Origin of the sequence: Sulfitobacter aestuarii, from assembly GCF_042685005.1 — a bacterium.
Classification (GTDB): Bacteria; Pseudomonadota; Alphaproteobacteria; order Rhodobacterales; family Rhodobacteraceae; genus Sulfitobacter; species Sulfitobacter aestuarii.
In genome coordinates this window covers 61928-82154 of record NZ_JBHUMP010000003.1, presented here as the reverse complement: position 1 = coordinate 82154, position 20227 = coordinate 61928, and the positions used below count along the sequence as shown (strand labels likewise).

General features: G+C 66.4%; 19 protein-coding genes. 10 read left to right on the top strand and 9 right to left on the bottom strand.

Going from position 1 to position 20227, the window contains the following annotated elements; genetic code table 11:
* Positions 1-43: 43 nt before the first annotated feature.
* The 6 genes from ACFSUD_RS04850 to ACFSUD_RS04825 all read right to left on the bottom strand — a co-directional run bounded on the left by ACFSUD_RS04850 (position 44) and on the right by ACFSUD_RS04825 (position 8075).
* Positions 44-1219, bottom strand: coding sequence for a M20 aminoacylase family protein (locus ACFSUD_RS04850; protein ID WP_386372025.1), 1176 nt, complete (start codon positions 1217-1219; stop codon positions 44-46).
* Entirely contained in the window at positions 1216-2901 is a 1686-nt protein-coding gene (locus ACFSUD_RS04845) for an ABC transporter ATP-binding protein (protein ID WP_386372023.1), read from the bottom strand. The genes ACFSUD_RS04850 and ACFSUD_RS04845 overlap by 4 nt, the downstream gene beginning before the upstream one ends.
* 3 nt (positions 2902-2904) lie before the next feature.
* The gene (locus ACFSUD_RS04840) at positions 2905-3792 is read right to left on the bottom strand and encodes an ABC transporter permease (protein WP_386372021.1); all 888 of its coding nucleotides are present in this window, start codon (positions 3790-3792) and stop codon (positions 2905-2907) included.
* 1 nt (position 3793) lies between these two features.
* Positions 3794-4735, bottom strand: coding sequence for an ABC transporter permease (locus tag ACFSUD_RS04835; protein WP_386372019.1), 942 nt, complete (start codon positions 4733-4735; stop codon positions 3794-3796).
* A gap of 126 nt (positions 4736-4861) precedes the next feature.
* Positions 4862-6472, bottom strand: a complete 1611-nt coding sequence (locus ACFSUD_RS04830) for an ABC transporter substrate-binding protein (RefSeq protein ID WP_386372017.1) — start codon at positions 6470-6472, stop codon at positions 4862-4864.
* Between the two features lie 25 nt (positions 6473-6497).
* Positions 6498-8075, bottom strand: a complete 1578-nt coding sequence (locus ACFSUD_RS04825; RefSeq protein ID WP_386372015.1) for a M81 family metallopeptidase — start codon at positions 8073-8075, stop codon at positions 6498-6500.
* A gap of 126 nt (positions 8076-8201) precedes the next feature.
* Between ACFSUD_RS04825 and ACFSUD_RS04820 the strand changes: the two genes are divergently transcribed.
* The 9 genes from ACFSUD_RS04820 (at position 8202) to ACFSUD_RS04780 (ending at position 16634) form a co-directional block, all read left to right on the top strand.
* Positions 8202-9011, top strand: a complete 810-nt coding sequence (locus ACFSUD_RS04820) for an IclR family transcriptional regulator (protein WP_386372013.1) — start codon at positions 8202-8204, stop codon at positions 9009-9011.
* Between the two features lie 302 nt (positions 9012-9313).
* The gene (locus ACFSUD_RS04815) at positions 9314-10120 is read left to right on the top strand and encodes a glucose 1-dehydrogenase (protein WP_386372011.1); all 807 of its coding nucleotides are present in this window, start codon (positions 9314-9316) and stop codon (positions 10118-10120) included.
* Positions 10120-11931 (top strand): glycoside hydrolase family 15 protein, encoded by a 1812-nt coding sequence (locus ACFSUD_RS04810; RefSeq protein ID WP_386372010.1) that lies wholly within the window; start codon positions 10120-10122, stop codon positions 11929-11931. Before ACFSUD_RS04815 ends, ACFSUD_RS04810 begins: the two co-directional genes overlap by 1 nt.
* Positions 11932-12140: 209 nt before the next feature.
* Positions 12141-13157 carry a tRNA dihydrouridine(20/20a) synthase DusA gene (gene dusA, locus ACFSUD_RS04805; RefSeq protein ID WP_386372008.1) on the top strand — a complete coding sequence of 339 codons (1017 nt, stop codon included), beginning with the start codon at positions 12141-12143 and terminating at the stop codon, positions 13155-13157.
* Positions 13158-13190: 33 nt separating this feature from the next.
* Positions 13191-14012 carry a sulfite exporter TauE/SafE family protein gene (locus ACFSUD_RS04800; protein WP_386372007.1) on the top strand — a complete coding sequence of 274 codons (822 nt, stop codon included), beginning with the start codon at positions 13191-13193 and terminating at the stop codon, positions 14010-14012.
* Complete coding sequence (locus ACFSUD_RS04795; protein ID WP_386372006.1) at positions 14009-14755, top strand: hypothetical protein; 747 nt, start codon at positions 14009-14011, stop codon at positions 14753-14755. Before ACFSUD_RS04800 ends, ACFSUD_RS04795 begins: the two co-directional genes overlap by 4 nt.
* A 65-nt stretch (positions 14756-14820) precedes the next feature.
* Positions 14821-15666 carry an EamA family transporter gene (locus tag ACFSUD_RS04790; RefSeq protein ID WP_386372004.1) on the top strand — a complete coding sequence of 282 codons (846 nt, stop codon included), beginning with the start codon at positions 14821-14823 and terminating at the stop codon, positions 15664-15666.
* On the top strand, positions 15666-16265 hold the full coding sequence (locus ACFSUD_RS04785) for a metallophosphoesterase family protein (protein WP_386372002.1): 600 nt from the start codon (positions 15666-15668) through the stop codon (positions 16263-16265). Before ACFSUD_RS04790 ends, ACFSUD_RS04785 begins: the two co-directional genes overlap by 1 nt.
* Before the next feature lie 129 nt (positions 16266-16394).
* Positions 16395-16634, top strand: a complete 240-nt coding sequence (locus ACFSUD_RS04780; protein ID WP_386372001.1) for a hypothetical protein — start codon at positions 16395-16397, stop codon at positions 16632-16634.
* Positions 16635-16709: 75 nt separating this feature from the next.
* Here ACFSUD_RS04780 and ACFSUD_RS04775 read toward each other — a convergent pair whose 3' ends face one another.
* Genes ACFSUD_RS04775 through ccmI form a run of 3 tightly spaced genes read right to left on the bottom strand, consistent with a single transcriptional unit; the run spans position 16710 to position 18657 of the window.
* Positions 16710-16946, bottom strand: coding sequence for a DUF1289 domain-containing protein (locus ACFSUD_RS04775; RefSeq protein WP_386371999.1), 237 nt, complete (start codon positions 16944-16946; stop codon positions 16710-16712).
* Entirely contained in the window at positions 16943-17428 is a 486-nt protein-coding gene (gene ruvX, locus ACFSUD_RS04770; protein ID WP_386371997.1) for a Holliday junction resolvase RuvX, read from the bottom strand. Before ruvX ends, ACFSUD_RS04775 begins: the two co-directional genes overlap by 4 nt.
* The gene (ccmI, locus tag ACFSUD_RS04765; protein ID WP_386371995.1) at positions 17425-18657 is read right to left on the bottom strand and encodes a c-type cytochrome biogenesis protein CcmI; all 1233 of its coding nucleotides are present in this window, start codon (positions 18655-18657) and stop codon (positions 17425-17427) included. The genes ruvX and ccmI overlap by 4 nt, the downstream gene beginning before the upstream one ends.
* 226 nt (positions 18658-18883) lie before the next feature.
* Between ccmI and ACFSUD_RS04760 the strand changes: the two genes are divergently transcribed.
* A complete protein-coding gene (locus ACFSUD_RS04760) occupies positions 18884-20128 on the top strand; it encodes a sarcosine oxidase subunit beta family protein (RefSeq protein WP_386371994.1) in 1245 nt (414 codons plus the stop codon).
* Positions 20129-20227 lie beyond the last annotated feature (99 nt).

Genomic DNA, 20227 nt, shown 5'->3' with positions numbered 1-20227 from the left:
GTTACTGGATTTGTTCAGGATCACGGTCAGGGCGCGTGGACGCTCAACCGGCGGCGTTCCTCGGCAGGCGCTGTTCGACCAGACGGGCATAGACCGACGCACCGACCGGCAGGATCGCATCGTCGAGCACGAAAGCGGGGTTGTGCAGCGGGATGCTGCCCGCGTGGCCGACCCGGCAATAGGCGCCGGGCACCACTTTCAGCATGTCGGCGAAATCCTCCGAGCCGGTCGCCTGTTCGCTTGAGATCACCGCGTTCCCGCTGCCCACGACATCGCCCGCCGCGGCGACGTAAGCCTCACTCAGCTCGGGGTCGTTCATCAGCACGTCAAAGACATTGCGCAGATCGACGCTGATCTCGATCCCGTAGGCCTGCGCCATCCCGGCGCAGAGCTCGCGGATACGCCGGTTGGCCATCTCGATGACGTCGTCGTGAAAATAGCGGATCGTCCCGGCGATCGTCGCGCTCTCGGGCACAACGTTATAGGCCGAACCGGCGTTGAACCGGGTGACCGACAGCACCACCGGCTTGGTCGGCGGGGCGTTGCGGCTGACGACGCTCTGCAATTGCTGCACGAGGCTGGTGCCGATGACGATCGGGTCCTTCGACTGGTGCGGCATGGCGGCATGGCTGCCGGTGCCCTTGACGGTGATGTCAAAGAACGTCGCCCCCGCCATTGCCGGGCCGGGGGTCACGCTGACCACGCCGGGCTCCGAATTGGGGTCGTTGTGCATCCCGTAGATCTCGTCGCAGGGGAATTTCTCGAACAGCCCTTCCGCGATCATCCGTCGCGCCCCGCCGAGACCTTCCTCGGCAGGCTGGAAGATCAGCACCACCGTGCCGTCGAAATCCCGGGTCTGCGCCAGATAGCGCGCCGCGCCGAGCAGCATCGTCGTATGCCCGTCGTGACCGCAGGCATGCATCCGTCCCGGGTTGGTCGAGGCATAGGCCACGCCGGAGGCTTCCTCGATCGGCAGGGCGTCCATGTCGGCGCGCAGGCCGACGCGGCGGTTGCCGCCGCCCTGACCCTTGATCACCCCGACAACCCCGGTGCCGCCGATCCCCTCGACCACCTCGTCAACGCCATAGTCACGCAGTTTCTCCGCGACGATGGCGGCAGTGCGGGTCTCCTCGAAACCCAGCTCCGGATGGGCGTGGATGTCCTGGCGGATCGCGGTCAGGTCTTCGGCGAAGGCTTCGATCTGGGGAATGATGCTCATGCTGTGGCTCCTTTGAATGCGGACGCGCTGTCGAGCGCGCGGTAATTGGCGAAATCCCAATGGCGGCCCGGTGCGGCCTCGATCAGGTTGCGGGTATAGGTATCGGTCGGGTTGGACAGGACCGCCTGCGCGGGACCATGTTCGACCACGACGCCCTTCTGCATCACCAGCACGTCATCGCAGATCTGCGCCGCGACGCGCAGGTCATGGGTGATGAACAACATGGCGACACCGAATTTCTCCTGGATGTCATCAAGAAGGTCGAGCACCTGCGCCTGCACGCTGACATCGAGCGCCGAGACCGCCTCGTCGGCGACCAGCAGATCCGGTTTCATCGCCACCGCGCGGGCAATGGCGATGCGCTGGCGCTGGCCGCCGGAAAACTGGTGCGGATAGCGGTCGAGCGCGTCGCGGGGCAGATCGACAAGCTCCATCAGCTCGGCGGCCTTGGCCATCGCCTCCGCGCGCGGCGTGCCGAAGTTGATCGGCCCTTCGCAGAGGCTGCGCGCCACGGTCCAGCGGGGATTGAGCGAGCGGTAGGGGTCCTGAAAGACGATCTGGAAATGCTTGCGGTGCGGCTGCAACTGGCGGCGCGAGAGCTGGGCAATTTCGGTACCCGCAATGGTGACCTCGCCCGCCGTCGGGTCGATCAGCCGCATGATGCAGCGCGCGACGGTCGATTTGCCGGAGCCGGATTCGCCCACGATCCCCAGCGTGCGGCCCGGCGCGATGGTGAAATTTACATCGCGCGCGGCCTTGACCCCTTCGGTCTTGCGAAAAAATCCGCCGCCGCCATAGGTCATGTCGAGCCCCCGCACATTGACCAGATCCTGCCGGTCGGCCGCGTCGCGCGCCGGGCGCGGGGCGAGGTTGGGGACCGCGGTCAGCAATTTGCGCGTATAGGGTTCCTGCGGCGCGGTCAGCAGCTCGCGGATCGGCGCACGCTCGACGATACGGCCCTTCTGCATGACGCTGACGGTATCGGCGATCTCGGCAACGACGCCCATGTCATGGGTGATGAACAGCACCGCCGTGCCATGGCGCTCCTGCATCTCCGCGATCAGCTTTAGGATCTGCAGCTGCGTGGTGACATCGAGCGCCGTCGTCGGCTCGTCGGCGATCAGCAGATCGGGATCGAGGATCAGCGCCATGGCGATCATGATCCTCTGGCGTTGCCCGCCCGACAATTGATGCGGGAAGGCGGAGAATATGCGCGCCACATCCGGCAGATGCACCTGCTCCATCATGTCGAGCGTGCGTTTCTTCGCCTCGGACTGGCTCAGATCGCTGTGCATGCTCAGCACTTCCATGATCTGCTCGCCGACCCGCAGCACCGGGTTGAGCGCGGTCATCGGCTCCTGGAAGATCATCGCGATCCGCCGGGCGCGCAATTCGCGCAGCTGCGTGGGCGTCGCCTTGCTGATCTCGAACCCCTCAAGGTCGATCGAGCCGCCCTGCAGCTCCAGCGCATCGGGGGGCAGCAGCCCCATTACCGCGAGCGAGGTGACCGATTTGCCCGAACCGGATTCCCCGACGAGGCAATGGGTCTCTCCCGCGCGGATGTCGAGGTCGATCCCGTCGAGCACCGGCGTCGCGTTGGGCCGCCCGCTCAGGCCGACCCTGAGACCGCGGATCGTGAGAACCTGGGTGGCGGACGAAAAATCCTGTGACTTGAATTCCACCGCTCAGCCCTCCCGTTTCTTCATGCGCGGATCGAGCAGGTCGCGGGCCGTGTCGCCGAGCAGGTTGATCGCCAGGATGCACAGGGACAGCAGCAGCCCCGGCCAGAAGATCAGCCCCGGCTTGATCTGGAAATAGGTCCGCCCCTCGGCCATGATGTTGCCCCAGGTGGGGATCTCGGTCGAAACCCCCGCGCCGAGGAAGCTGAGGATCGCCTCGATCAGGATCGCCGAGGCGCAGATATAGGTGCCCTGCACGATCAGCGGCGCGAAAGTATTGGGCATCAGATGCTGGACCAGGATCTTCGGCATCGATGAGCCGAGCGCGATGGCGGCCTCGACATAGGGTTCCTCGCGCGCCGACAGCACCACGGAGCGCACCAGCCGCACGACCCGCGGCACCTCCGGCACCGTGATCGCGATGATCACCGAGCCGAGGCTGGGACCGTTGAGCGCCACCAGCGCGATGGCCAGCAGGATCGCGGGGATCGCCATGAGACTGTCCATGATGCGCATGATGATGCTGTCCGCCGTGCGGAAGAAACCGGCGACCAGCCCGATGATCAGCCCGACAACGACGCTCACCACTGCGGCGCCGACGCCGATCAGCAGCGACACGCGACCGCCGGTCATCACCCGCGAGAACGTGTCACGGCCGTAAGGATCGGTGCCCAGCAGGAATTCCTCGGAAGGCGGTTTCAGCCGCGCCATGGCGTTCATCGAAAGCGGGTCATATGGCACGTAGAACGGCGCCAGAACCGAGGCGAGCACGATGGCCACCAGGATCACCGCCGCGATGATCGGACCGATGCCGACACGCGCCCCGGCGGGCAGGGAGAACATTCCGGTCAATACCTGGAATGCGCTGCGTCGCGATTGTGGAAACTCTGTCATGTCAGTAGCGGATCCTTGGGTCGAAGAAGGAATAGGAGACGTCAACGAGCAGGTTGACGAAGACATAGATACCCGCGGTCAGCAGGATCATCGCCTGGATCACCGGATAGTCGCGCGCCAGGATCGCATCGACGGTGAGCCGCCCGATCCCGGGGATGTTGAAGACGCTCTCGGTCACCACCACGCCGGAGATCAGCAGCGCGAAACCGGTGCCGATGATGGTCAGGATCGGCACCGCGGCATTGCGCAGCGCGTGACGGAACAGCACCACATTCTCGCGCACGCCCTTGGCCCGCGCGGTGCGGATGTAATCCTCGCCCAGCACTTCGAGCATCGAGGCGCGGGTCATCCGCGCGATCAGCGCGACATAGATCGTGGCCAGCGTCAGCGAGGGCAGGATCGCCCGGCTGAAGAAGGCGCCGAGCCCTTCGGAGGGGTCCTTGTAGCCCTGCACCGGCACCCAACGCAGCTCGATTGCGAAGATCTGGATCAGGATATAGCCGATGACGAAGACCGGGACCGAGAAACCGAGCACCGAGAAGGACATGACCAGGAAATCGACCCAGGTACGGTGACGCCAGGCGGCGATCACCCCCATCGGTACCGCCAGCGAGACGGAGATCACGATGGTCATCAGCGCGATGTTGATGGTCGGGCCGAGCCGGTCGGCGACCATGCCCGCGACGGACGTGTTGGAAAGCAGCGAGACGCCGAGATCACCGCGCAGCAGCTGGCCCATCCAGGTGAAGAACTGCGTCAGCAGCGGATCGTTGAGCCCGAGCCGGTCGCGGATCCGTTCGAGCTGCGCCGGGGTGGCGGCATCGCCCGCGAGAATGGCGGCGGGATCGCCGGGGGTGAGGCGCAGCAGCAGGAAGACGAAGATCGCGACGATCAGCATGACCGGGATCGTGGCCAGCACGCGTTTCGTGATGTAGAGCAACATGTTCCGGACAATCCTTTTCGCGAAACGGGGGCGGAAGACGGGGTAGGGCGTCAGCCGGGCGGTGCCCCGTGGGTCAGGAAGGGGCGTGGGTCGGGAGGGCGCGCGGCGCGCCCTCCCTCGGGCGGATCATTCCGCGTCTTTGGTCATGTTCCAGAACACCGGGACCGGCGAGGGGATCATGTCCTTGATATTGTCCCGGCGCGCCTGCGGAATCAGGTATTCGCCCATCATGATGTAATTGACGTTGTCCATCACATGGCCCTGGATCCGCTGGGCGATCTCCTTGCGGGCACCGTCATCCTCGGCGGCGACGAAATCGGCACGCAGCTTCTCGATTTCGGGATCGGTGGGCCAGCCGAACCAGGCATCGTCACCGCGACCGTTGACCATCACGTTGATCAGCGGATCGGAGATCTCCGGCACCATCCAGTTGGTGAAGAACATGTTCCAGCCGCCCTCGGCAACCGGGCTCTGCTGGGCGCGTCGCTGGACCACGGATTGCCAGTCCATCGACTGCATGTCGACCTCGAAACCCGCCTCGCGCAGTGCCTGCGCCGCGACCACCGGCTGGTTGGTCAGGCTGATCACATCGGTCGGCGCCATCAGCACGACCGGCGTCCCGTCATAGCCCGCCTCTTCGAGCAGCGCCTTGGCCTTTTCCGGATCGGCACCGCCGGTCAGGATCTCGGACCCGGCCTCGTCACCGAGCGGGGTCGAACAGCCGAAGATCGCGCCGCAGACCTTGTAATATTCGGGATCGCCCTGCATCGTGGCGAGCATGGATTCCTGATCGAGCGCGGCCATCGCCGCCTGGCGCACCAGCTTGTTGTCAAAGGGCGGATGCAGATGGTTGGGGCGGCCGATGGTGACATAGCCAAGCTCGTCGCGCCGCTCGACGACCACATCGGGATTGTTCTGCAGGATCGGCAGCAGGTCGATCTGCACCTGTTCGATATAGTCGATCTCCCCCGCCGACAGCGCGTTGATCGCGGTCAGCGCATCCGGCATCGTCGTCCAGACCACCCGATCGACGTTCACGACCTTGCCTCCGGCCATCCAGGAAACCGGCTCTTCGCGCGGCACGTAATCGTCGAACTTCTCGTAGGTGACGCTGACACCGGGTTCGTATTCGTCGCTGTTGAAGACGAAGGGACCGGAGCCGACATATTCGGTGATGGTCTCGTCCGGCGAGGTCTCGGCGACGCGGGCGGGCATGATGAAGGGCGGCACGGCGGATTGCTTGGAAATCACGTCGAGCAGCGGCGCGAAGGGCTCCCTGAGCGTCCAGACAATGGTCTTGTCATCCGGTGCCTCAAGGCTCTCGGTGACATCGAAGATCATCTGGCCGCCTGAATCCCGCTCGCCCCAGCGCTTGAGCGAGGCAACCGCATCCGTGCCGGTCACCGGGGCATCGTCATGGAACTTCAGCCCGTCACGCAGGGTGAACGTATAGGTCAGCCCATCATCCGATGCGGTCCAGTCGGCCATCTGCGGCTGCGGCTTGAAGTCGGCATCCACGGCGGTGAGCACGTCATAGATCATGTAGCCGTGGTTGCGGGTGATATGCGCGGTGGTGATCACCGGGTCCAGAACCCGCAGGCCGGAATGCATGACCGCGGTGATGGTGGTCTCGTTCTCCTGCGCGGCCAGCGCGCCGGGCGCCATGAGCGCGGTACCGGTCAAGAGCGCGGCAGCCAGGCCGCGGGTCTGTGTCAGGGCAGATCTCATAGTCAGCATTTGCGTTCCCTTGTTGGTTGTTGTGTCAACGATATTGGACCGCGGCAGCCGCGCTGCCGGGGTCGGGACGTGCCGGATCGGCACGCGAGGCCCCGAAGGCGGGACCGTTCGGCGAAAGCCGCAGACCGGGCCGCAGCCGCGTGAACGGCAGATCGGCCGGGTTCAGAGGCATCGGGCCGGGGGCGCGGGCCACCAGGATGGCACGCGCGATCGGAGCGAAATCGGCCCGGAAATGGGTGGAGCTCTTGACGACCAGCAGGCGCTGATCCTCAGGGTCGATCCCGGCGAAACGGAACATCTCGCGATCCGCCATATGGGCGATATTGCTGGTCACGACGACGCGCACCGCGCCGATGCGCAGGCAGGCCGAGGGCCCGAGATCGAGCCGCGTGCCGCCGAAATAGGGGCCGGTCGCATGGACCTTGCCCTCGGCCAGTTTCTCGACCTGCGCCTCAATCTCCAGCGGCGCGTCGTCAGGCAGTCCGGGATGGCCGCCAAGACGGAAATCCGCCGTCGCGCCTTCCCCGAGCGAATGGGCGCGCGCCGCTGCCGCCGGGTCGACGATCAGCCCGAGCGCCGAGCCCGGCACCTGTGCCGCGACGAGGGCGCTCAGCATCCCGGTCGTGGCAGAGACCCCGCCGGCGCCGGGATTGTCCTGGGTATCGGCGATGATCACCGGCCCCGTCCCTGCATGATTTGCGATCCGCGCCGCCTCCGCCACGGCCTCATCGGCCGCGTAGCTCACATTGTCGAACGCCGCTTCGGCGTCATCATAGGCGGCGGCGATCCGTTCGACCGCCTGATCGGCCTCGGCCTGCGTGTCGGCATAGGCGATGGCGCAGGGGCCGCAATCGGGAATATCCGCCGCGGGGAACCCCATGAAGAGCGAGGCCGAAACCACGCCCGTGGTCTCGATATCGTCAAGCTGCCGGTAGAGTCGGTCGCCCGGTGCCGTATCGGTTGACTGAAACGGGATCGGCACCAGATAGGGCAGGCGGCGGAACGCTTTCGCCGGACGCTTGCGGGCGCGCATCATCCTGTCCAGCAACCGCGCCGCCCGTGCCCCCGTCGCCGCCATGTCTACATGCGGATAGGTGCGAAAGCCGACCATCACGTCGCAGAGCGCAACGCTTTCTTCCGAGATATTGCCATGCAGATCGAGCGCCGCCGCAATCGGCACCTCCGGCCCGACAACGGTACGCACCCGACGCAGCAGCTCGCCCTCGCCATCGTCGAAATGCTCGGCCACCATCGCGCCGTGCAGGTCGAGGAAAACCCCGTCAAGCGGACCGGCGTCGCGGATACCGGCGATGATTTCCGACGCGATCCGCTCGAAGGCATCGCGGCTGACATGGGCCGAGGGGATCGCCCCGGCCCAGAGCACCGGCACCGCCTGCCAACCGCATTCGGCGGCGATGCGCAGCGCCCCGGACATGCCGAGATTAACGTTGCGGAACGCCTCGAACATTCCGGCACCGCGGGTCATCGGGACATAGCCACCACCCTGACAGAACGCCTCGTATGTCGCCGGGGTCGGGGCGAAGGTATTGGTCTCATGCAGAAAGCCCGCCAGGGCCACCCTGAACCCGGTTCCACCAGTCACACCAATTCCTCCCCCCAATTCGTCATGCGCCGCCGATATCCACCGTTGTGTATCGTTCAGCGATACGGCTATATTGCACCGCGAGCGTAGTGATCCGTTACAAGATTCGTCAACAAGAGAGTTTCGATGGCCAATATCCTCCGGGCCGACCCGCCGGCATCGCCTGATTTTCTGGCAGAAGGCGACCGGCTTTTCGTGCGGGCGGTCGGGCGCGCCATGCAGGTACTGAGCGCCTTTCACAAGGCCAGCGGCCCGCTGAGCCTGTCCGAGATCGCCCGGCTGGCGCAGGTCGACCGATCCGCGGCGCAGCGGCTGGTGCATACGCTGATGACGCTGGGCTACATGCGCCGCAGTCCTGATGACCGCGGCTACCTGCCGGGGCTCCGCATGCTCGATCACACGCTCGATCTGCTGCGCCTCGACCCGGTGGTGCAGAAGGCCACGCCGGTGCTGCTGGAACTGCGCAAGACCATCCGCGAGCGCGTCGATTTCAGCCTCTATGACGAGACCCGGCTGGTCTATGCGTTGCGGATGCAGAGCAAGCGCGAGACCTTCTATGCCAGCCTCGTGGGTCACAGCGTGCCGAGCTATTGCACCGCCGGAGGCCGCGCCGTGCTTGCCACGCTGCCCGAAGCGGAGGTCCGCGCGCTTCTGACCCGTTCCTCGCTGATCGCCTATACTTCGCAGACCGAAACCGACCCCGAGGCGCTGCTCGATCTGATCGGGCAGGCGCGCCGCGACGGTTTCGCGGTTATCGTGGATGAATTCGTGCAGGGCGAGGTCGCCATCGGCGTCGCTGTCACCGGCCATGACGGTCGGCCGCTCGGCGCGATCCACGTAGCGGGCTCGCTCTCGGAATGGACACCGGAAGAATTCGCGCGCCAGGCCTCCCCCGTGGCGATCGAGGCTGCCGGGGCGATCAACGGCAGTCTCTGAACGGACCGGAAGGGGCAGCGGGGGTCACTTGACGAAAACCTGCTCCCTTCCCTCAGACGTCAGCAGCGTCAGCTTATTCGTGCCGCTTCGGTCAGCTCAGGCCAGAACAGCCTCCGAAACGGATCGGAAAGGGAATGGGTTCTCCGCGTCGCGTCACTTCCCATCCCGATAACCGTGACGACAGGTCGTTGAATACTGCAGGCGTGGCTTTAGCTTGTCGGGGAGCCTCTGCATCGCCGCAGAGGTGACGCGAGCATAATAGACCGGCGCGCGCCGCACCTGAATATCCGAAGGGGAGCACAATGCAGCACATGCAACTCGAAAATGCCCGGGCGGTGGTGACCGGCGCGAGTTCCGGCATCGGCGCGGGCATCGCGCAGGCCTTTGCCGCCGCAGGGGCCTCCGTCATCGTCAATTTTCACTCCGACGAGGAGGCGGCCCGGCGCATCGTCGAGGAGATCCGTGGCAGCGGCGGCACGGCCGAAGCAATCGGCGCCGATGTCTCGCAACCCGAAGATGTCGGCACGCTTTTCGACGCGGCGCAGTCGCATTTCGGCGGCGTCGATATCCTCGTTGCCAATGCCGGCATCCAGCGCGACGCCGCGTTCACCGAGCTCAGTCTGAAAGACTGGCAGCAGGTCATCGACGTCAACCTGACAGGCCAGTTCCTCTGCGCGCAGGAGGCCGTGCGCCGCTTCCGCCGACAGGGACCCGATCCCGACCGCTCTCCCGCGCTCGGCAGGATCATCTTCACCAGCTCCGTGCACCAGGCCATTCCCTGGGCGGGCCATGCGAATTACGCCACCGCCAAGGGCGGGGTGAAACTGCTGATGCAATCCATGGCGCAGGAGCTCTCCTGCGAAAAGGTCCGCGTCAACGCCGTCGCGCCCGGCGCGATCAAGACCGACATCAACCGCGAGGCCTGGGACGATGAGGAGGCACGCGAGCAATTGCTGAAACTGATCCCCTATGGCCGGATCGGAGAGACCGCAGATATCGCCGGGGCGGCGGTCTGGCTCGCCTCGGACGCCTCGGATTACGTGGTCGGGACGACGCTCTTCGTGGACGGGGGCATGATGCTCTACCCGTCTTTCCGCGGGGACGGCTGATGTCTATGCGCAAGGACGGATATCTGCCGATCCGGGATTATGCGCTTCTCGGCGATTGCCATGGCGCGGCGCTGGTCGGCCGGGACGGGGCCGTGGACTGGTTCTGCCCGCGCCGTTTCGATGCGCAACCGGCCTGCTGGGCACTGCTGGACGCGGCCAAGGGGGCGGTGTTCCGGATTGCCCCGTCAGAACCCTTCGAGAGCGAAAGGCGCTATCTGGACGGCACCAATATCCTCAGCACCACCTTCACCACCGACAAGGCGCGCATCACGATCACCGATTTCCTGCCGGTGCGCAGCGCGCCGAACGCGCCCGAGCCCTCCGTCGATCTCGAAGCGCCGGGCTGGCTGGTGCGTATCGTGGAAGCGCACGACGGGCCCTGCGATCTCGATCTTCTGTTCGACCCCGGCGAGACCGCCTTTGACCCCGAGGCCGGTGCCGCCCCCGACATGCGATTGTTTCAGAAGGACGCGCCCGAAGCGGCGCGGCTCAAATCCACGATCTCCCTGACCGACGGCGAACGGCGCGCCTTCGTCCTCGCGCCCGCAGGACCCGAGGCGCGCAGATCGGCGGAACAGGCGGAAACGCTGCTGGAGGAGACGACCGAATACTGGCGCGGCTGGTCGGATGCCTCGTGCTATCGCGGTCCCTATGGCAGGGCCGTCTCCCGCAGCGCCCTGGCGCTCAAGGCGCTGACCTATGCCCCGACCGGTGCCATCGTCGCGGCGCCGACGACCTCGCTGCCCGAGGATCTCGGCGGCGAGCGCAACTGGGATTACCGCTACAGCTGGCTGCGCGATTCCTCCTTCATCCTGCAGGCGCTCGGCGGGCTCGGCTATGATGCGGAGGCCGGGCGCTTCTGCGAATTTCTCGGCAGCTCCTGCGTGAGGGGGCCGAAAATCCTCTATGGCATCGCGCAGGAAAGCATCACCGAGGAACGCGAGCTCGATCATCTTGACGGCTATGCCGGGTCCCGGCCCGTGCGTGTCGGCAATGCCGCGATCGGACAGGCGCAGCTCGATATCTACGGCGAGGTCGCCGATTGGGCGCTGGCCTATCGCGCGCTTGGCGGCCCGATCGACGAGGCGCTGACCGGGTTGCTCGAAAACATCGCCGATCACGTTGCCGAGGTCTGGGACGACCCGGATCAGGGCATCTGGGAGATGCGCGGCGCGCCGCGCCATTACGTGCATGGCAAGGCCATGGCCTGGGTCGCGCTCGACCGCGCCATCCAGCTGCTTGGCGAACGGGAAAGCTGGTGTCGCGCGCGCGAGGATGTGCTCCAGACCCTGCGCGCCCACGGCGATGACGGCCAGCAGGGCGGGTTTCGCCAGACCCTGTCTGACGGGGGCATGGACGCGGCCCTGCTGCTGCTGCCGATGATCGACCTGCCGGTCCCGGACGACGTTCTCGACCGGACGGTCTGCGGCGTCGAACGCGGGTTGCGGGAGGGCGATTACGTGATGCGATATCGTCTCGAGGACACGGATGACGGGTTGCAGGGACAGGAAGGCGCCTTCCTGATCTGCTCCTTCTGGCTGGTGGACGCGCTTCTTTGCATGGAACGGGCAGAGGAGGCGCGCGCGCTCTTCGAACGCCTGCTCGGTCACGCCAACGACGTCGGCCTCTACGCCGAGGAGATCAATCCCGATGACCGGTCATTCCTGGGCAATTTCCCGCAGGCTTTCACCCATCTCGCGGTGATCAACAGCGCCATCAACCTCGACCTCCACGCCCGGCACGGACCGCAGGCATTGCGCGGCACCCATGCCGACCGCATCGAAAGAGCCATTTCGGACGCGCAGAGCTAACTCGTCGGCACCGCCGCTTTCATGACGCCATGGCCCGGGAGGGGAAAGAAAGACACCGGTCCCGACACGGAACGGCAGCGCTGGCATCTGCGGGCAAAAAAATGCTAAACGCCGCCACCGGAGCCGCATCCTGCAGGGCTCTGCCGCAAAAGCGCGGCGCATCTGCAGAAAATGCGCTGGTACCTGTTGGGATGGAAAGGGATAGTCAGATGAAAACAGACCTTTCTGGAGTGAAACGCGCCGCGCGCTTATCGGTCGCGCCTATGATGGACTGGACCGACCGCCACTGCCGTTACCTCCACCGGCTGCTCAGTCGCGAAACCCTGCTTTATACCGAAATGGTCACCGCCCCCGCGCTGGTGCGGGGCGGGGCTCTGCATCTGCTCCAGCATGACATGTCCGAACATCCCGTCGCCCTGCAGCTCGGCGGTTCCGATCCGGCGGAGCTGGCCCAGGCGGCGCGGCTCGGGGCGCAGGCGGGGTATGACGAGATCAACCTCAATGTCGGCTGCCCTTCGGATCGGGTGCAATCGGGATGTTTCGGAGCGGTGCTGATGGAACGGCCCGCGCTGGTGGCGCGCTGCGTGGCGGCGATGCGCGCGGCAGTGGATGTCGAGGTGACGGTCAAATGCCGCATCGGCGTCGATGATCAGGACCCCGAGGAAGTGCTGCCGGAGTTTCTCGCGCATATGGTTGCCGCCGGGTGCGAGCGGGTGACGATCCATGCCCGCAAGGCCTGGCTGCAGGGGCTGTCCCCGAAGGAAAACCGCGACATTCCGCCGCTCGATTATGACATCGTGCAGCGCCTGAAGGGGCTGTTTCCCAATCTTCATATTTCGGTCAACGGCGGCGTCACCTCGCTGGATCAGGCGCAGGCCTTTCTCGATGCCGGGCTTGACGGGGTGATGATCGGGCGCGCCGCCTATCATACGCCTGCCGACCTGCTGTGCGCCGCCGACCGGGTCATCTATGGCAAGGGCCATGACAGCAGCCCCGAAGCGGCGGTGCACGCGATGCTCCCCTATATCGAGACGCATCTGGCGGCGGGCGGGCGGCTCAACCAGGTCACGCGGCACATGCTCGGGCTCTTTGCCGGGCGTCCCGGTGCGCGGCAGTGGCGGCGGATGCTTTCCGAAGGCGCGGCAAAGCCGGGTGCCGGGCCGGAACTGGTGCAAGCCGCGCTTGAACAGCTCGAAGCGCTGGCAGCCGCGCAGGAAGCGGTGTAGCAGTCTCGCAAAACAGGCGCGGGGGAGAGCAAGATGCCGGAAACAATGCTGCTTTTGCAGATGGCGCTGCTGCTGATGGCGATCGGCGCCTTCGCCGGGGTGCTGGCCGGGCTGCTCGGTGTCGGCGGCGGGATCATCCTCGTGCCGGCTTTCTTCTATGCCTTCCAGACGCTCGGCTATGGCGGGCCGCAGCTGATGCAGATCTGTCTGGCGACCTCGCTGGCGACGATCATCGTCACTTCGCTGCGATCGGTGCTGAGCCACAACCGCAAGGGCGCGGTGGAATGGCAAATCCTGCGCGGCTGGGCGCCCGGCATCGTCATTGGGGCGGTGCTCGGCATGTTGCTGGTGGCGCAGTTGCGCACCGCCACGCTACAGGCGATCTTCGGCTCTCTGGCGCTGATCGTCGGGCTCTACATGGGGTTCGGGCGCAGCCATTGGCGGCTCGGGCCGCAGATGCCGGGCGGGCTCAAACGCGCGGTGCTGTCACCTGCGGTCGGCTTCCTGTCGGTGCTGATGGGCATCGGCGGCGGTTCTTTCGGGGTGCCGCTGATGTCGCTGCATAACGTCGCGATCCACCGGGCCGTGGCCACGGCGGCGGGCTTCGGGATGCTGATCGCGGTGCCCTCGGTCATCGGCTTCCTGTTCGTCGAGATCGAGAGCGCAAGACCGCCGCTGACCCTCGGAGCGGTCAATCTGGTGGCTTTCACCATCACCATCGCCATGACCCTGCTGACCGCCCCGCTCGGGGTGAAGCTTGCCCATGCGATGGACCCCAAGCCGCTGAAACGGGTGTTTGCGGTGTTTCTGGTGCTGGTGGCGCTCAACATGCTGCGCAAGGCGCTGGTCGGATGAGCGGGCTCGACGCAGGGGGATACCGGGTCTATCCCGCCGATCCTGCCCTTTCGGACTGGGCCGCCGCCGCCCTGCGCGTTGCAGAGGAAACTACGGTCGATCGCGCCCTGCTGCGCCATGGCGAGACATGGTATCCCGGTGTCGATGCGCTACACAACGCGCCCGATGGCAGCGTCTCGGGGGTGCCGCTCGGCGGCGGGTGGCGCGATGATGTCGATCTGCCGGACCACTGGCACCGCGCGCAGCTTTCCATGGTCTATCCCGGCTATCCGCGTCAGGACGTCGATGAAAGCGACGGCGCCCATCGTTACCGTATCAGACGCGCCGCGGCGCATGTCGACGGGCTGCTGCCCACCGGGCCGGAGCGGCGGCGCTTCCTGCGCGAGCCGCATGGGTTCATCCTCGGCCTGCCGCTCAACAGTGTGCAAAAGGCGCCGCTGATGGTCTGGCCGGGCAGTCACCTGATCCTGCAACGCGCCTTTCGCGCGGCGGCCCAGGGCAGGGACGTCAGCCAGCTTGACCTGACCGAGACCTATCATTTGGCGCGGCGCGAGGTCTTTGAGACGATCGCGCCGCTGCCGCTGCGCGCGCTGCCGGGGCAGGCGATGCTGCTGCACCGCCACCTGCTGCACGGCGTCGCGCCCTGGGGAGAGATCGAGGCCGCCGACAGCGCGCCGCGCATCGTCGCCTATTTCCGCCCGCATCTCGACGCGGGACCGCAGGGCTGGCTCGATCTGCCCTGAAGCGCGCGCCCTCTGGTCAAGCCCAACCGCTTGCCCCATGATCGCGCCAAAGCTGAGGCCGTTTCATGAGCATGCCCGTCTTCCTCGCCGTCCTTCTCGCCGCGCTGCTCCATGCGAGCTGGAACGCGCTGGTCAAGGGCGGCGCCGACAAACGTGTCAACATGACCGCCGTGGTCATCGGCCACGCCCCGTTGGCGCTCCTGGTGATCTGGCTCGCGCCGCTCCCCGACCCTGCGAGCTGGCCCTATCTCGGCGCCGGGATGATCTGCCATTTCGGCTACCAGATCTTTCTGCTCAGCGCCTATGACAAGGGCGATCTCAGCCAGGTTTACCCAATCGCGCGCGGCACCGCGCCGCTGATTGTCGCCGCGGTGACGCTGCTGGTGCTGGGCGAGGAACTGACCCGGCTGGAATTGCTGGCCGTCGCGGTGATCGGTCTCGGGCTGATCAGCATGGCGCTGGTGCGCCAATCCGACGGTAGCCGCAACCTGCCCGCCGCGCAGCTCGCCGTGATCACCGGCTGTTTTATCGCCGGCTATTCCCTGATCGACGGGCTCGGGGCGCGGGCTTCCGGCAGCCCCTGGGGTTTCTTCGGCTGGCTGGCGCTGCTCAACGCGCTGGTCTTCGCGCTCTACATGGGGCTGCGCGCGCCCGGCACGCTGCGCGCCGCCTTCACCCGCGCGCGCCCGGTGATGATCTTCGGCGGGGCGGCCTCCTACGGGGCCTATGCCATGGTGGTCTGGGCCTTCACGCTGGCACCCATCGCCTTGGTCACGGCGCTGCGCGAGACCTCGATCGTCTTCGCGCTGCTGATCGGCGTGTGCTTCTTCGGCGAGCGGATGAACCTCGCCAAGCTGATCGCCACCTTCGCCACGCTGGCCGGGGCGGCGCTGCTGCGCATGGCCCGCTGATGCGCCTCCTCGCCGCCTCCGACCTGTACGGCGACCTCGCTGCCGCCCGCGCGCTGCTGGACGTGGCAGAGGCCGCCGATGTGATCGTGCTCGCGGGCGACATTGGCGATGAGGGCAGGGGTGCATCCTCGATCCTGACGCTGCTCGGCAGGGCCGGGCGGCCCATCGTGCTGGTGGCGGGCAATCACGATTCGCCCATGGCGCTGCAGGGTTTCTGCGCCCGAAACCCGAAGGTGCATCTGCTGCACGGCGAGACGCTGCGCCTGCAGGGCCGGGATTTCTTCGGTCTCGGCGGCGAGACGCCGCCCGTCCATGCAGCCCCCTGGAATTTCGCGGTGACCGAACAACAGGCCGATGCCATGCTCGCCGCCTGCCCGGTCGGGGCGGCGCTGATCAGCCATTCCCCGCCGCATGGCTTTTGCGATACCAAGAAGGACGGCCGCCATTACGGCGCGCAGGCATTGCGCAGGGCGTTGACGCGGCAAAAGCCGCGGCTGCATCTCTTCGGCCATGTCCATGACGCCTTCGGGCAGGAGGCAAAACACGGCAAAACGCGGCTGCGCAACCTCGGCCCGGCGGCCAATTGGTTCGACCTCTGAACCGCGCCGCCCGGGCGTTGCGGGGATGCAACATCCGAACAATCGCCGCAGCCTGGCCGCATTGTTGCCTTCCCCGGCGATAATAAGCATCATTGACGCGAGGAGAGAAACAAAGGGGGAGAATGAAGGATGGCGACCATCGTGACCGGCGCGGAAGGGACACTGGCCTATTGCAACGCCCGCAGCGCCCGCCACAGCAGCGAGCAGGCTTTCCGCCTGACCGGAAGTTTCCCCGGAGACGCGCAGATCGGCTTCGCCCGTTTCCCCGGCTTTCCCGACAATGCCAACCACGCCCCGACCGGCCAGGAAGGCGCTGCAACCTGTGACCTGGCACTCGATTTCCTCTACCGCGTTGCCCGGCGCGGGTGAGGGGCATCCGGCCCGTTCACAGGCCGATCCGCGGTCAGCAGCGATAGATCACGGGGTCAGCCAAAGACCGCCGCCTCACGATCCGCGTTTCAGCCGCGCCGCGCGCCCGCCGCGGCGTTTGCGCAGCTGCTCCGCGCGCTGCGGCAATTCCGCCATCACCACGCGCCGCTCCTCGCTGCTCATCCGCGACCAGCCGGTGATCTCGTCGATGCTGCGCAGGCAGCCGGTGCAGAGCCGCGCCTCGGGATGCACCACGCAGATGTTGACGCAGGGGCTCTCGATCTCGTCGCGCTTCCAGATGTCGTCGCTCATCGGCTCTCCTCCTCGCGGCGCAGCACCGCCAGCCGGTCCAGCACCCCCTGCAGGATATACCCCGCCGCCACATGATCGATCACCTCGGCGCGACGTTTCCGGGTGGTATCCGCCTCCAGCAAGGCGCGTTCGGCGGCCACGGTACTGAGCCGTTCGTCCCAGAAGGAGATCGGCAGCTCGTGCAGCCGTTCCAGATTGCGCGCGAAGGCCCGGGTCGATTGACAGCGCGGTCCCTCGCTGCCGTCCATGTTGCGCGGCAACCCGAGGATCAGCCCGCCGATCCGCCGGGCCGCGATGATCTCCAGCAGCCGCGCCGCATCCAGCGTGAACTTGCGCCGCCGCACCGTCTCCAGCGGCGTCGCCACGCTGAGGAAATTGTCGCTCACCGCCACGCCGATGGTCTTCTCGCCGAGATCCAGCCCGATCAGCGCCTGCATCGGCGGCAGCGCCGCGGCGAAATCCCCGATATCCTCATGGATCATTCCGCCACTCCCGCCCGGTCCCCGGCGGCGCGGATCACGTCGAGCGCGTCCGGCTCCCCGGCAAAGACCTGCATCGCATTCTGATAGACCGCCAGCGCCTGATCGCTGTCGCCGATCACCGCCAGCGAGGTGATAAGCCGCGCCCAGTCCTGCGGCGGCCCCCCCTCGCTGGCCAGCCGGTCCGAAAGCCCGGCAACCATGCCGCCGATCATCTCCATCCGCTCGGTCGCATCCATCCCGGCGGCATTGGCGATATCCTCGGCGGAGGGTCCGCGCGCCGCGCCGCTGCCGATGCTCGGCAGGTCATAGCGCACCCCGGCCAGCTCCGCGACGCCGCCGATCTGCGCCTTGATCGGCGCGATCCAGGGCGCCTCCTCGGGCCCCCGGCGCAGCAGCCCGTCCCAATAGCGCAGGGTCACGTCGGGCCGCCCGGTCTGCAACATCATCAACCCCGCGTAATAGAGCGCCACGCCATTGTCCCGCTCACGGGTCAGGATCTCCTGCAGCACCGCCTCGGCCTCGGGCGAGACATAGCCTCCCGCCGCCTGGATCAGCAGCTCCGCATAATCCACCAGCTCGGCCACCCCGGCCTCCTCGCCGCGGATGCGGAGCACCGAAGCCTGGGCGCGCGCCGCGGCGGCGAAATTGCCGAGCCCCGCCTCGCTCTGCGCCAGCAGGCGGTGGCCTTCCAGATCATCGGGCCGCCCGGCAACCGTGTTGCGCAGCTTCTCCAGCAGTTCGAGATATTGCGCGCTCGCCTCGGCCTCGGACACGCCGGGTGTTGCGGGCATTCCGGCCTCGGCCGTGGCCTGATCCGGCCGGTTGCGCCGCGCTTGCTCGGCCCGTTCGATGCGATCGGCCAGCGCCAGATCGCCGTAGCCCGGCTGGCCGAGCTGCCAATAAAGCGCGAGCGACCCGCCCACCAGCACCAGCACCAGCAGCGCCAGCAACATTCGGTTCGGACCGCCCCCCGCCGTCATCCGCGCTTGCCCGGCCGCATCCGCCGCCAGGATCCGCCGCGAGATCTCGGTCCGCGCGCGCTGCGCGTCCTCCTGGGAAAGCAATCCGCGGGCCAGATCGCGTTCGACCTCCGCCAGCTGGTCGCGATAGACCTTCAGGTCATATTCCGCGGCCTCGACCGGCTGCGCTCCGGTATCGCGGCGCAGCGCGCGGGCCAGCAGCAGCGCCACCAGCACCGCCATTGCAAGGGTGATCGCCCAGAAGATCATGTACTCTGCCTGTCAGCTGTCATGGCGCCTGTCTATCCGCTGGCCGCTGGTGACAAAAGAGGCCAAATTGATGCAGCCGAGCGGCACGCGCCGCAATTTCGCGCCCTGTCGCAAAAAGCCGCGAACTCGTCGCGAAGGGTATCCTGCAATTTCCCCCCGCGACCCAGAACAAGAGCAACGCACACTCCCGTGCGAATCCATCGCTTCTGACGCCGGGGAACGCCCAATGAAGAAATATTCCGTCTTTGCCGTGGCCCGCGAGGCAATGCGCCACCATACCGGCTGGAACCGCGCCTGGCGCGATGCCCAGCCCAAGAAACGCTATGACGTGATCATCGTCGGCGCCGGTGGTCATGGCCTGGCCACCGCCTATTACCTCGGCAAGAATTTCGGCATCACCAATGTCGCGGTGCTGGAGAAGGGCTGGCTCGGCGGCGGCAACACCGGGCGCAATACCACGATCATCCGCTCCAACTACCTGCAGGACCCCTCGGCGGCGATCTACGAAAAATCGCGCAGCCTCTACGAGACGATGAGCCAGGATCTGAACTACAACGTCATGTTCTCTCCGCGCGGCGTGATCATGCTGGCCCAGACCGAACACGAGGTGCGCGGCTACAAGCGCACCGCCCATGCCAATGCGCTGCAAGGCGTGCCGACCGAGTTCATCAGCCCCGAGAAGGTCAAGAAACTGGTGCCGATCATCAATCTCGATGGCCCGCGCTACCCGGTGCTCGGCGGGCTCTGGCAATCGCGCGGCGGCACCGCGCGCCATGACGCGGTGGCCTGGGGCTATGCGCGGGCCTGTTCGGACATGGGCATGGACATCATCCAGAAATGCGAGGTCACCGGCATCCGCCAGGCGGGCGGCAAGGTGGTCGGCGTCTCGACCAACCGCGGCGACATCGATTGCGACAAGCTCGGCATGGTGGTGGCGGGCCATTCCGGCCATCTCGCCGACATGGCCGGTTTCCGCCTGCCGATCGAATCCGTGGCGCTGCAGGCGCTGGTCTCCGAACCGATCAAGCCCTGTATGGACGTGGTGGTGATGGCCAATACCGTGCATGGCTACATGAGCCAGTCCGACAAGGGCGAGATGGTGATCGGCGGCGGCACCGACGGTTACAACAACTACACCCAGCGCGGCGCCTTCCACCATATCGAGGAAACCGTGCGCGCCCTCGTGGAAACCTTCCCGATGGTCTCGCGCCTCAAGATGCTGCGCCAATGGGGCGGCATCGTCGATGTCACCGGCGACCGCTCGCCGATCCTGTCCAAAACCCCGGTCGAGGGGATTTTCATCAACGGCGGCTGGGGCACCGGCGGTTTCAAGGCGATCCCCGGCTCGGGCTGGGGCTTCGCCGAGCTGATGGCCAAGGGCCATTCGCCGCTGACCGAGTCCTTCGGCCTCAACCGCTTCCAGGAAGGCCGCTTCATCGACGAAAGCGTCGCCGCCGGCGTGGCGCATTGATCATGTCGCGGATCCTCATGAGCAATTTCCAGCCGATTACAAGGGCAGGGGCGGGGAACATTGCCGCGCGCAGCGGCGTTGAGCATCCAGAACCTTGGA

Bases quoted from the DNA above. Each gene is read 5' to 3' on its own strand.
- ACFSUD_RS04850 (WP_386372025.1), bottom strand. From the start codon at position 1,219: ATGAGCATCATTCCCCAGATCGAAGCCTTCGCCGAAGACCTGACCGCG.
- ACFSUD_RS04840 (WP_386372021.1), bottom strand. From the start codon at position 3,792: ATGACAGAGTTTCCACAATCGCGACGCAGCGCATTCCAGGTATTGACC.
- ACFSUD_RS04835 (WP_386372019.1), bottom strand. From the start codon at position 4,735: ATGTTGCTCTACATCACGAAACGCGTGCTGGCCACGATCCCGGTCATG.
- ACFSUD_RS04830 (WP_386372017.1), bottom strand. From the start codon at position 6,472: ATGCTGACTATGAGATCTGCCCTGACACAGACCCGCGGCCTGGCTGCC.
- ACFSUD_RS04820 (WP_386372013.1), top strand. From the start codon at position 8,202: ATGGCCAATATCCTCCGGGCCGACCCGCCGGCATCGCCTGATTTTCTG.
- ACFSUD_RS04815 (WP_386372011.1), top strand. From the start codon at position 9,314: ATGCAGCACATGCAACTCGAAAATGCCCGGGCGGTGGTGACCGGCGCG.
- ACFSUD_RS04810 (WP_386372010.1), top strand. From the start codon at position 10,120: ATGTCTATGCGCAAGGACGGATATCTGCCGATCCGGGATTATGCGCTT.
- dusA (WP_386372008.1), top strand. From the start codon at position 12,141: ATGAAAACAGACCTTTCTGGAGTGAAACGCGCCGCGCGCTTATCGGTC.
- ACFSUD_RS04800 (WP_386372007.1), top strand. From the start codon at position 13,191: ATGCCGGAAACAATGCTGCTTTTGCAGATGGCGCTGCTGCTGATGGCG.
- ACFSUD_RS04795 (WP_386372006.1), top strand. From the start codon at position 14,009: ATGAGCGGGCTCGACGCAGGGGGATACCGGGTCTATCCCGCCGATCCT.
- ACFSUD_RS04790 (WP_386372004.1), top strand. From the start codon at position 14,821: ATGAGCATGCCCGTCTTCCTCGCCGTCCTTCTCGCCGCGCTGCTCCAT.
- ACFSUD_RS04785 (WP_386372002.1), top strand. From the start codon at position 15,666: ATGCGCCTCCTCGCCGCCTCCGACCTGTACGGCGACCTCGCTGCCGCC.
- ACFSUD_RS04780 (WP_386372001.1), top strand. From the start codon at position 16,395: ATGGCGACCATCGTGACCGGCGCGGAAGGGACACTGGCCTATTGCAAC.
- ACFSUD_RS04775 (WP_386371999.1), bottom strand. From the start codon at position 16,946: ATGAGCGACGACATCTGGAAGCGCGACGAGATCGAGAGCCCCTGCGTC.
- ruvX (WP_386371997.1), bottom strand. From the start codon at position 17,428: ATGATCCATGAGGATATCGGGGATTTCGCCGCGGCGCTGCCGCCGATG.
- ccmI (WP_386371995.1), bottom strand. From the start codon at position 18,657: ATGATCTTCTGGGCGATCACCCTTGCAATGGCGGTGCTGGTGGCGCTG.
- ACFSUD_RS04760 (WP_386371994.1), top strand. From the start codon at position 18,884: ATGAAGAAATATTCCGTCTTTGCCGTGGCCCGCGAGGCAATGCGCCAC.